Source organism: Moorena sp. SIO4E2 (assembly GCF_010671945.1).
GTDB lineage: Bacteria > Cyanobacteriota > Cyanobacteriia > Cyanobacteriales > Coleofasciculaceae > Moorena > Moorena producens.
In genome coordinates this window covers 1-11,778 of the sequence record NZ_JAAHIE010000206.1, presented here as the reverse complement: position 1 = coordinate 11,778, position 11,778 = coordinate 1, and the positions used below count along the sequence as shown (strand labels likewise).

At 43.1% G+C, this 11,778-nt stretch carries 12 protein-coding genes; 4 read left to right on the top strand and 8 right to left on the bottom strand.

Annotation, left to right across the window (positions count from 1 at the left end):
• The first annotated feature begins 317 nt into the window (after positions 1-317).
• The 3 genes from F6K37_RS20370 to F6K37_RS20360 all read left to right on the top strand — a co-directional run bounded on the left by F6K37_RS20370 (position 318) and on the right by F6K37_RS20360 (position 2,233).
• Positions 318-1,193 (top strand): ABC transporter ATP-binding protein, encoded by an 876-nt coding sequence (locus tag F6K37_RS20370; RefSeq protein WP_287251753.1) that lies wholly within the window; start codon positions 318-320, stop codon positions 1,191-1,193.
• Between the two features lie 15 nt (positions 1,194-1,208).
• Positions 1,209-1,682: an SMC-Scp complex subunit ScpB gene (gene scpB / locus F6K37_RS20365; protein WP_287251751.1), complete on the top strand. Its 474-nt coding sequence runs from the start codon at positions 1,209-1,211 to the stop codon at positions 1,680-1,682.
• Positions 1,683-1,852: 170 nt separating this feature from the next.
• Entirely contained in the window at positions 1,853-2,233 is a 381-nt protein-coding gene (locus F6K37_RS20360; protein WP_008181391.1) for a DUF760 domain-containing protein, read from the top strand.
• Positions 2,234-2,385: 152 nt separating this feature from the next.
• Here the strand turns inward: F6K37_RS20360 and F6K37_RS45580 are convergent, their stop codons facing one another.
• The 4 genes from F6K37_RS45580 to ahcY form a co-directional block, all read right to left on the bottom strand.
• On the bottom strand, positions 2,386-2,514 hold the full coding sequence (locus F6K37_RS45580; RefSeq protein ID WP_438941758.1) for a zinc ribbon domain-containing protein: 129 nt from the start codon (positions 2,512-2,514) through the stop codon (positions 2,386-2,388).
• Between the two features lie 429 nt (positions 2,515-2,943).
• The gene (locus F6K37_RS20355; RefSeq protein WP_008181389.1) at positions 2,944-3,567 is read right to left on the bottom strand and encodes an exopolysaccharide biosynthesis protein; all 624 of its coding nucleotides are present in this window, start codon (positions 3,565-3,567) and stop codon (positions 2,944-2,946) included.
• Between the two features lie 517 nt (positions 3,568-4,084).
• Positions 4,085-4,894: a DUF928 domain-containing protein gene (locus F6K37_RS20350; RefSeq protein ID WP_008181387.1), complete on the bottom strand. Its 810-nt coding sequence runs from the start codon at positions 4,892-4,894 to the stop codon at positions 4,085-4,087.
• A 670-nt stretch (positions 4,895-5,564) separates the two neighbouring features.
• Entirely contained in the window at positions 5,565-6,842 is a 1,278-nt protein-coding gene (gene ahcY / locus F6K37_RS20345) for an adenosylhomocysteinase (protein WP_008181386.1), read from the bottom strand.
• Between the two features lie 336 nt (positions 6,843-7,178).
• On the opposite strand from ahcY, the gene F6K37_RS20340 reads away from it, so the two are divergent.
• Complete coding sequence (locus tag F6K37_RS20340) at positions 7,179-7,445, top strand: hypothetical protein (protein WP_008181385.1); 267 nt, start codon at positions 7,179-7,181, stop codon at positions 7,443-7,445.
• Between the two features lie 121 nt (positions 7,446-7,566).
• On the opposite strand, the gene F6K37_RS20335 is transcribed toward F6K37_RS20340, so the two are convergent.
• The 4 genes from F6K37_RS20335 to F6K37_RS20320 form a co-directional block, all read right to left on the bottom strand.
• Positions 7,567-7,923, bottom strand: coding sequence for a carbon dioxide-concentrating mechanism protein CcmK (locus tag F6K37_RS20335; RefSeq protein ID WP_008181384.1), 357 nt, complete (start codon positions 7,921-7,923; stop codon positions 7,567-7,569).
• Between the two features lie 286 nt (positions 7,924-8,209).
• Positions 8,210-8,521, bottom strand: coding sequence for a carbon dioxide-concentrating mechanism protein CcmK (locus tag F6K37_RS20330; protein WP_008181383.1), 312 nt, complete (start codon positions 8,519-8,521; stop codon positions 8,210-8,212).
• Between the two features lie 145 nt (positions 8,522-8,666).
• Positions 8,667-9,692, bottom strand: a complete 1,026-nt coding sequence (locus tag F6K37_RS20325) for a GAF domain-containing protein (protein WP_008181382.1) — start codon at positions 9,690-9,692, stop codon at positions 8,667-8,669.
• Positions 9,693-10,180: 488 nt separating this feature from the next.
• Positions 10,181-11,371 carry an RNA-guided endonuclease InsQ/TnpB family protein gene (locus F6K37_RS20320; RefSeq protein ID WP_044492492.1) on the bottom strand — a complete coding sequence of 397 codons (1,191 nt, stop codon included), beginning with the start codon at positions 11,369-11,371 and terminating at the stop codon, positions 10,181-10,183.
• Positions 11,372-11,778 lie beyond the last annotated feature (407 nt).

The following is an 11,778-nucleotide window of genomic DNA, read 5'->3' as shown; positions in this document are numbered from 1 at the left end:
TAAAGAAGAGTCCCAATAAACTCCCTATTTGTTTTAACCTACAGATTGATAATTCGTCTACATGTAATAACAATTAATGACAAGTAATTAAGAGGAAGCATTTAAGATATAATAGTAAAATGAATACCCTGTTAATGACATGACCGTTAAGAGCGATGACTACACCTGTAGCAGTGGTATTTGTGGGTAAATTTGGGATTACTGCTCTTTTTATTAAGGGGAATGATATCGACATGATATAATTTGCTTCTAACCTGTGGTGTAGAAGCAGGTTAGCTCAAGCCTATTGACTCAATATCATACATATTAAGGAATCTATGCCCCCAGCTGTTTCCCTCCAGAACATCTACAAAATCTACGATAAGGTCCCTGTCGTGAATGACCTGTCCTTTACCATTGAATCAGGAGAGATATTTGGTTTGCTGGGTCCGAATGGTGCTGGTAAATCCACTACAATTCGGATGCTAACTACCTTAACTGAACCGACCAAGGGTCAAATTAAGGTAGCGGGTTACGACGTTGTAGAAGAAAAAGATCAGGTCAAGGAAAATATTGGTGTGGTCTTGCAGCAAACTAGCGTGGATATTGACCTGACTGTCTGGGAAAACATGGAACTCCACGCACGGCTGCATCACATTGCCAATCCTGGGCGTCAGCGGCTGATTAATCAGTGGTTAGAGTATGTAGAGCTAATAGACCGACGGGATAGTTTAGTGAAAACTCTGTCTGGAGGAATGAAGCGTCGGTTGCAAATTGCTAGAGCGCTGTTACATCAACCGAAGATTCTATTTTTGGATGAGCCGACAGTGGGATTAGACCCCCAAACCCGCCGTCGCCTGTGGGAAATTATTCGGGATTTGAATCGCCAAGGTATGACGATATTGCTAACTACCCACTATATGGAAGAAGTGGAGTTTTTGTGCGATCGCTATGGCGCTGGCAAGCCAGGACGGATCGGTATCATGGATTCTGGTAAACTAATCGAATTAGGTACATTTGAACAGTTGCGCCACCAACATGGGGAAGGATTACTGATCAAACAACTCTCAGAACGCTTTGAATACAAATTTTTTCCGACTCTGGAACAAGCGAGTGGCTATCTCGAAAGTTTACCCGATAAAACTGGTGTGATGGTTCGTCCCTCCAACCTGGAAGATATTTTTGTTGAATTGACAGGACGTCAATTGGATTAGAAGCTAATTAAAACAATGCCTCGTCTAGCTACCCAAATTGAAGCGATTCTATACTTGAAGGGACAGCCCGTCTCTATAGAGGAAATCTCAGAGTATGCCCAATGCGATCGCGAAAAAGTTGCGGATGGCCTGATTGAACTGATGGCAGACTATGCCCACCGGGACAGTGCTTTAGAAGTTGTGGAAACCCCTGCTGGGTATAGCTTACAGTTACGATCCACGTTTAGTGAATTACTGCAAAACTTAATTCCTGCTGAATTGGGCACAGGTGCTTTGAGGACTTTAGCTGCGATCGCTCTTAAAGGTCCGATTACTCAAGCTGACCTAGTCAACCTTCGTGGGAGTGGAGCGTATCAACATATCCAGGAACTGGTCGATCTCGATTTTGTCCAGAAACGTAGACAAACTGAGGGGCGCTCGTACTGGTTACAAGTTACCGAAAAATTTCATCAACACTTTGAAGTTCAGCAGCTACTGCCACCCCAATAGAAGCTATGCCAAGGGTTACAAAAACTTCAAGATTTCTTTAAGTAAGCTTTTTTACTCAGAATTTATACCCAAAAAACTGAGATTTATCCCCGAAAGCTGATTCAGGTTATCTCACAATCGTTTAGAGTATAGAAAAGTCGAGATGAAGCAGGTCAAACCTAAAATTCCTAATGGTATTCAACCCCGATTTTCTAAGTTCCCCAGGACCAGAGCCTCAACCGAACCAACTGCTGCAATACCTCCAGAATCAACCTTCTGATGTTTTAGCAAGGATTGCTAAGTCTGCTAGCCCTGAAATCCAACAAATCATCTCTCAGAACGTTCAAGGGCTAGTAGGGATGCTGCCATCAGAAAACTTTAATGTTCAAATCACCACTGATCGGGAAAATTTAGCTGGATTGCTGGCTTCAGCCATGATGACTGGTTATTTTCTCCGTCAGATGGAACAGCGTATGGTTCTTGAAGACAACTTAACCAACTCCACTCCCTTAGGTCCTCAGAAGCAGCGCACTGAAAAGCGTAGGGATTCCCCAAACCCAACTGAGCCATAGATGTCCTCTGGTTTAATACCTAGTTTGATACCTACTAAGTTAGGTAGTTAGGTAGAATGGCACTATGTTAATAATTATTAACTTGGCAAAAAAACTAAATGGAATAGGAAAAAGGGATGATACTATTATATAATATTATCCCTTTTTACTTTTTAGACGCAGGTGCAACATTTTGTGCAGGTATAAGAGGTGTATTCCTCTGTTACTCTCACTAACTTGGAACCATAGCGATTACACAAGTGTTCTAGGATTTGAGAGAACTGATAAAAAGCCCAAGTCATCATAGCTCTTTTCGACCTAGGAGACGCTAAGGGAACGAGCACAATAATACATCTATTATAGCAAAAACTTTCAAGGAGACGCAACATTTTCAGTCCCCAATTCCCAAGGGGCTGTGTGGGTCACCTGCGGGAGCACTTTATACCCCCCGTATCCCGCGCTTGTCTTTGGGCTATAACGGGAGTCCCCTTCGAGTTTAGATGGTAATTGTGATTAGCCATTACCGATTACTTATTACCGATTACTTATTACCGATTATCGATTAGACCTAGCAGCCTTAGTAGTTTTATTATACTGTTTGGGTCAATTATTTTGGCCTGAGCCGAAGTTCCCTTGTCCGAAGTTACCGACAACTGCAGCGAAGTTTGTTACCAATTAGTGATTACTATAACCCAAACAAAATCTTCGACGCGGACTGGATGCACATCAGTTTAACGACCCAACCAAATCTTAATCTGGTCAACTAGACTTGTGCCACCAAACCATAGGGCAAACATAATTGAGATGGAGAGGCTTGCTCCGATCAGGCACAGGACTAAACCCGCTAGGCTAATTGCGCCATCATCTTCAGTTAAGCCAAAACCAGTTATAAAAATTCCCGCAGCTGGAATGGTATTTGTCCCTGGAATCGGAATCATCATCGAAATTGACATTAATGCGATCGCACTCCCCATAAATATCCGACCAGGCAAACTTGTACAAATATAGCTTAGGCGAGGACGGGTAACTGCCTCAATCCGCCGCAACCAAGGGAGTCCTATTTTCAGAAAACCCTGCACGGTTTCCAATTTCATTTTCCCATTCATCATCTTCTTAGGTAGCCAGGGGCGTTTGGCACCAACGATGAGCTGAATAGCCAACAAGAAGATCACAATTGCAAAGGGAATCGAATAACCCGGTGCTGGAACTGGCAAAGCTGAAGGTAGAGATAGGATAACGAATAGAAACCCAAAGATACGTTCCCCCGCTAGGGTTAAAATATCTGCCAGCCTTACCTGAGGCTCTCGCTCTTCCTCAAAAAAATAGCGCTGTAGTTCTACAGAGAGTTTAGCCATTCAGTAGTGATTAGTTATAAAAGTTAATATACTAATATATACTAATCTTTCTAGCACTTACCCTGACATTACCCAAAAAAATGGGTTTAAAGCCCCGTCCTTTAAGGACGGCTTTATAATACAACCTTCTTGTATTGACACTTTTCCGAGAGCATGTTATGATAAATGTCTATAATAATAGATTAATAACAATCTAGGTAGATATTATCTAAAAATAAGTAGACAATGTAAAAAACATGTTTTGAGATAAGCATGTTGCATAATTGAGTCTAACGACTTGATCGTCTATGAAAAAATCAGATAAAAAATCTATCTATCTATCTATGTTTTCAATAATTTAGGTACGGTGGGGCACACCGAAACCTGGATCCGCGCTATCCAATACGCTTATAGAGAATTGTCCTCTACCTTTTCTGGTTCAGACCTGAACAGGCAATACAGCTCGTTGAACGCGATCGCGTGGCCTACGGCCAAGTAAGAATCCCCGTTCTTATCGGAGGGGGAGTGTCAATTAAGATTAATTGCTAGCTGTGCAGCAATTGACAAATGGTTTGTTAGCGATCGCTTCTAACCCCACTGATTTGATCAGATCTACCCATGCTTGGGGCTGGGAATCCCGTAACTGGGCGACAGTAGTCACAGTTTCTTGCCAAATCAGAGCATCAGCATATAGTTTGGCTTGTTCTAAGGTATTTTGCTCCTGATCTAGATTAAGCGCTAATTGCGGACTAAGTTCAGTACGCTGGAGTATTCCTTGAACCCAATGATCTCGGCTACGCTCTTGAGGATCGCAAACTAGTACGAAAAACCACTTGTATTCCTTACCCATGGTCAGAGGTACGGTTTTCGGTATGCTCAGTTGCACAATACCGTCTTTCCTGTTATCCAGGGTCAATGTGGTCAGGTACACCTCTTGATCCTGGTCATCAATTAACACAAATTCTGCAACAGTAGCTGTAGTTTTGGGAACATACCAGAACAGTGTAGGATTAGCCGCCACCGTTTTGACCAGATTATTGGTTGGCACGATAGCAGTTAAAGGGATATCACCGTTGTCAGTACAAGAATAGCTACGAGACCCTCCTCCTGCTGTTCTTCTCGGTTTTCCTCGTTCTGGTACTTGTGGTGGAAATTTAATCATATGTGTCCCAGCCCCAAGGGTTCTAGACGGTGACCCTCGCTCTGGTGGTCGTGGGAATTGTGCACCAACTTCATGGTGTGGGTATGACTGTGCCAGTAACTGGGCTGCGGTGAAGTCAGTTACCAGTGCAGCCGAGAGCATAGTAGTCAGCACTGCCAGATAGGTTGGAGATTGTTGCCAAGTCATGATCAATCACCCTACTCATTGAATAGGCCTCTTGCAAAAGTCAATTTTTGCGATCGGGCTATAGTATTTATCATCCTCTTTTTAAAGATTTATGCAAGAGTCCATATAATTTTATAATTTGCCTTTAGCTATAACCTAGATAGTTAACCCATTTAGAAAAATCATCCATAATCTCGAAAAATCATCGATAATTGGCTTTCACAAGTGGTATTTGCCTACTTTCTATTCTTCTTCAGGACTGACGCAGTCACTCCACCCTATAGGTATAGTTTTATAGGTATAGTTGGCTCCCCATTTTCTGCCAAGTCCTGTTTTTAAAAGGGTTGCAGCTAATCCCACACCTTATTTTACCGCCTAATTGCTAATTCTGAGTAATTACTTTATATCCAACTCAGATATCGATCTTAGGTATCTATATATTTAATCCCAAGTTACCATCAAAGGTATTGGTATTATTTGGCTATTTTATGCAAAGGGAGCAATAATCTCAAGTCGGCTTAATCACTTCCCAAATAGTTACTGAATTCTTGGGTCAGGGTAATCGATAGTCGGGAATAGTCAACTACCAATTACCCATGACCGATGACCAATTACCTGTTACCCATAACCCATTACCCGAGAAGGGAGATTAGGATTATTGAACCGGTATCGTCAACGGATTACCCTCGTTTTAGGTACCAGAAGTCCAAGAGTTCATGTACTCGATTTGCTCTGGGGTTAGGGTGTCAATGTTAATGCCCATTGCTTGTAACTTCAACCGGGCAATTTCCTTATCCACTGCTTCAGGGATGGAGTGTAAACCTGGTTCAATGGATCCTTTGTTCTTGACTAGGTATTCACAGGCCAAAGCTTGGTTAGCAAAGCTCATGTCCATCACCGCACTGGGATGACCTTCAGCTGCTGCCAGGTTAATCAGGCGTCCTTCACCCAGTACCACAACGGATTTACCATTTTTCAAACAGTACTCTTGGGTAAAGTTCCGTACTTCTTTGACTTCTGTTGCCATTTCCCCTAAGGACTTGAGGTCAATTTCAATATCGAAGTGACCAGAGTTGCACACCATTGCTCCATCTTTCATCACCTCGAAATGCTCAGGGCGAATCACGTGCTTGTTCCCAGTAACTGTGATAAACAAGTCACCTAAGGGAGCAGCTTCTGCCATCGGCATTACCCGGAAGCCATCCATTACAGCTTCAATGGCTTTAGTGGGGTCAATTTCAGTAACAATGACATTGGCTCCCAGTCCCCGGGCTCGAAGTGCTGCGCCTTTGCCACACCAGCCATAACCGACCACAACCACGTTTTTACCAGCTAGCAACACGTTGGTGGCGCGGATAATACCATCAAGGGTAGATTGACCAGTACCGTAGCGATTGTCAAAGAAGTGTTTGGTGTCAGCATCATTAACATTCATTGCCGGGAATGTCAACACCCCGTCATTGAACATAGCCCGCAGACGGACAATGCCAGTGGTGGTTTCTTCGGTGGTGCCAATGATATCACCGAGCTGGTGTTGGCGCTCTTTTACCAGAGTGGCGGTAACATCGCTACCATCATCGATTATAATGTTTGGTTTGTGATCCAGGGCAATTTCAACGTGGCGGTGATAGGTTTCGTTATCTTCCCCTTTGATGGCAAATACAGAAATCTCATGATCAACCACTAAGCTAGCCGCTGCATCATCTTGGGTTGACAGAGGGTTGCTGGCAATCAGGACAGCATCAGCACCAGCAGCCTTGAGTGCGATCGCTAAATGGGCAGTTTCGGTGGTTACGTGACAGCAAGCAACTAAACGAATTCCTTCCAAAGGCTTTTCTTGGGCAAAGCGGTCTCGAATTTGCTTGAGCACTGGCATCTCCCGTCCAGCCCATTCAATCCGCTGTTTTCCTTTTGGTGCCAGAGACAGGTCTTTAACTTCGTGTTTAATCCGAGTAGCAGTTGCAATCATCAGGTTTTGTGTTTTCGTTAACGTTTTTTAGTTTAGCTTTGATTAGTTTAACGTGTTGGAGAAAGTGCCACCGGATGGGAAACCTTTATCAAAATTCTGATTAAACTGGCTGAGATTTAAGATAGTTTACAGATTTCTACCATCAACGGGTGATCAGGAACTCAGTTCGATGTCGGAAATTGGCTAGTTTTTTCAGGAGACAGCAGACTCAATGGCAGCAAACCACCATAGGATTGATTACTGACCAGGACTAAAATAGTATATTTGTACTATAATAAATAGAGTGAGTTGACGGTCAGCTGATCTGATATAAACCCCTAATCAAGGTTTTTCCCCATGAAGAAGCACTATATACTGAGCATCAATCCCAATGCCGAGTACCAATGGGAGCAGTGTACGTTAAGAGATCCCATTACCGCAGAACGGCCAGACTTTGCTGGTTTGATTGCCCAAGCTGTGGCAGATCAAACTGGTTCTTATCTAGTGGCAGTTAATATTGAGGTAGAAGTATTAGAGCAAGCAGCACAGCCCCAAGCTCAGAAAGTGCGGGTTGATTTGCCAGTGCTTGCTGTGGAAGTGCAACCATCAGGATTAGTAGCATGATGATTGACATAGTTAACCGAACCCGGTTCTAACACAAATGTAGCTTCAACCCGCATTCAACAACCGCTCTCCTATCGGGTCAGACCTGGGCTTGGTGCGGGCTTAGCTAAAACCAAAAAGCTTAACGAGAAAAACCGTTCCCCCGCCCGATGATGGGATTTTCCACAGCTTCTCGGTACTGTTCAACGGCTTCAGTATAGGCAATGGGCAGAACACACTCGACGTTTTCATGGGGACGAGGAATGATCACCCAGGATTCCAGGGTAGCGCCATGGGCTTTTTCGACGGCTGCAATACCGGCATCCATAGCTGTTTTTACTTCCGAAACATCCCCCCGAATATTGATATTGAAGCGGGCGCTACCAACTCTGATGTAGCCTACTAAGGTAACCCTACCGGCTTTAACCATAGCATCTGCTGCTGCGAGTATACCAGGAAAGCCTTTGGTTTCGAGAGATCCAACCGCCACTGTGGACATAGCCAAACTCCTTAATCTGTTGAATTATTTGAAACTCAGGAACTATTGTACGAATCTTCGCTACCGATTCGGCTTAATACGTAAGCTATCAGCTATCAGCGTGTCGCGTATCAGCTATCAGCTAATGCGCTACAGATGGTGCCACTTGATGTGCTTATGGGCAATTAGGACGCTAGGGAACTTTTGAATCAAACAAGTAAGCAAAATTTTAATCTGAGTTATGGAAAGCTGACGGCTGACCGCTGACGGCTGAATGCTTACCTTAATACTGATTAAGTGTATTAGTTTAAAATGTTCGGAACTCTTCGACTTTGCTGGTGTAGTGGATGGGCAGCACTGTGTCCACATTTTCATTAGGGTTAGGAATGATATAGTGAGCTGTCACCTCCGCACCATAGGTTTTCTCTACGGCTTCTAGCCCAGCTGCTACCGCGACGTTTACCTCTGAAATTTTACCACGGACGCTCACCATAAACCGACCTTTCTCAGATTTATCATAGGATACCAGTGTGACTGCCCCTGCTTTGACCATGGCGTCTGCTGCGGCTAGTACCCCTGGAAAACCTAGGGTCTCAATAGTTCCAACTGCTACTGGCATTGTGTTCTACTCCGGTCAACATGAAAAGTTTGTTAAATCTGATTGTACTGGAGTTATTAGGCAAAATATATCCTAGCTTGCCTAAAACGTTAACATTTAAAATTTAAACTATAAAATATTGAAATTTAACAATAAAAATTAACACTTAATATAAGTTGAGTTTGGTTAGTTTTTTTAGGCTCTTGCGCACCTGTTTTTCTTTCTCCTGGAGTTCAGTAATCATTTTTTGATTATAGGGATCGATAATCTCTGAGTTACTTTCTGACTTTAACCAAAGTTTACGGGCTAGTTGAAAACATAACTGACATCGTTCTAAATTTTTCAAAATTGAAGGAGTAAATTGAGCCAACAATTCTTCATCTTTTTTGGTAAACCCCTTTAGATCAATTCTTTCAGACAAGTTATCGTTTGGATTACTATTGGGTTTTAACTTATTAATTAATTGTACCACAGCAATTAAATTTTTTTGCTGATTCAACACGGGCCAAGCTACCATAGTATAGGTTCGGTAACCGGTAATTTTGTCGATTCTTTTCGCTTCTTCAGAGCGTGGGTCGTCATAGACATCAAAGGGAACATTAATAATACTTAAGGAGGTAGCAGCTGCACCAGCAATTCCTTTATCTGCTGGAATATCAATGACTAGGGAGCCACCTTTCCCGTCATCAGCGTCAATGGAACCGAGGATGTTACTGTGCTCATCCAGTAAAAAAATACTGGTGCGGTCTGCTTTTAGTATATTTCCAGCTTTTCGGGTCAGGCGACGTAACATTTCTTTGAGGGTGTCCACTAACTCCCCTAAAGCGTCATCAACGGTGTTCACCTCTTCGATAGGCTTTGGTTTTGCGTTCGCGTAGCTTGGCCTAGGGCCAATCCCATCACTGGTATCGACGGTATCTACTTCACTAGTATCTACTTCAATCTCTGAGGATTTCACTGGAGTTTCCAGTAAATCTAAACCAGCGATTTCTCGCCAGTTTAACTGCAATGCTTGACAAATTTCTACAAAGAAAAGACCTTTAATGGGCTTTCCGATCAGAAAAAGATTAACAATGGGCAAGTCTAAATCTAATTCATTAGCTAGGTCTATATCTCTTCCCCGACGCTTACGCTTCCAAACTAATTTGACTGTTTCGAGGTACTTAGGGTGTACACTATATAATTTTTCCATTCTTTTTTGATTTGGGGAAAGCTGCTTATCTCAACTCCAAATGATTAGGGAGTAGCAAAAAAATAAAATACCAGGTTTTAGCTTGTCGGATAGGCAAAAAAGTTGGTTTTCAGTTTTATAGATTAAATTAGGTTCCCCACCCTACTTTAATTGGTATTTTTTTTCATGCAAGTCCCGGCTGTCAATCTATTGGTTTTTATGGATATTCCGGATACTTCATGTCACTGCTCTTAGTTTCTAATAGGTTTATCCCATTAGTTAACTAGACTCCCTAGGTAGTTTTACCAAACTAGTTGCTGCTTTCACTAGTGGATTGCGCTAGATGTTGCTAGGCAATTAACCGTGCTTGTTAATAACCTATAAGTTATTGATAACAGTCACAGTATCAGCTACATAGCGTCAGTTACCCTTACCTAAATTACCACTATGGTGAAGATACCATAGTTGGTATACAGCTGTCGCACCTGATCATTGACATCCTCCCCTCCCTAAGCAACTTCCCTATGCTCAGTCACTTTGAGGGAGGGGATTCCTAACTCTCGCGAATTAGGTTTTCTGCTTCGACCCGTGCCAACTAGAGTATCGTGACCGATACTCCCCGTCGCTTCCAGTCCACAGACATTTTCTACTACCGTCTGCCCGACGGCATTTAACCCTCTATTTCTAAGAACCTGACTAGCTGCTACATCTCTTGTGGTTCTGTATCCACACTCATCGCAGTGGTGAAAGCGAATATCTAGAGTTTTTTTGCCAGTGTGTGCCTTCGGACAGGCTTCGCCAACAACAAATATCATGCCAGCACCATCACACAAATGATGAGCTAGTTTAAAGTGCCAATCTTTACGAGTGTCAGATATGCGCTGATGTAGTCTAGCTATTTTCTGGTTTAGCTTGTATCTATTATTTGACCCTTTTTGCTTATTCTTTAGCCTACGTTGCAGCAATTTCAGCTTGCGCTGTAGGGTGATCAGAAATCGAGGTCGCTTAATCTCTTCACCATCACTGGTAGCTACAAACTTGAGGACGCGATTTCCGAGGTTGCCTCGGAAATTAAAGCCGTCCGTGTCAAACCCCAAGTCCAAACCTCTAGGATGACCGTGAGGCATGGGACTAGAGACATTGACATTTAGCTGTAGTGACAGCATCACAAAATAACCAGATGCTTTTCTAACTATCCTCGCTTGCTTGACTTGAAACCCAAAGGGAATAGGCCTTGACTGTCGCCATTTCACCCATCCCAGTTTTGGGAACTTAATCCCATCATCTCTAATTGGGTCTTTTCCTAACTGTGGAAAGACAAACGACCGCATCCGATACTTATTCTTAAAGCGAGGCCAACCAAAACCTCTGGCTTTCATATCGTCCCAAGCTCTATCTAAAGTTCTTAGGGTTTGTTGTAGTACTTGAGAGTGAACTGTTTTCAGATGAGGATAGAGTTTCTTGGCTTGAGTTAATTGCTTGGCTTGCTTATGGTAATTCGGAAATGGTTCGTCGGCAGAAATGATGTACTCGGATTGAATCGAACAAGCATTAATAGGTGACTTACGAGATGCACACCAATCTTTACGCTGCCTAAGGGCAAAATTCCAGACAGAACGACAAATATCTAGGGTTTGCTCGATAGATTCAATCTGTTCGGCAGTTGGTTCTAGTTTGTACTCGTAGGTCATGGTTAGCATGGCCAAATTATAGCTTACATGGGCTATAATGTTGTGTAAATATTTAAGAAATTTGCCAATTATCGGGGCATCTAACCCCTCAATTGGCTTGAGGGAGTCCATGTATCCCCGCCCTATGACATCGTGTTCGTCAGCTAACACTCGTCATGTCCGACGGGGTTTTATAGTTCCCTCAAACTCCCTCGTTTCGATAATAATGCTTTTTGCGAAAAAGGTAAAGTCCTTTCCAGGAAATGTAAGCAGTCAGCTAATACGCTACGCCCATGGTACAGAAACTGCTTCTGAGAGGTTGTCTGAGAAGTCTCATTTGCTACATCCAAGCCCCCGTTGGTCCCCCAATTCTGGGGGACTTTTAGAAGCAAATTGACTCTTGTTCCCCCCAAAGTTGGGGGGTCAGGGGGGCAAAA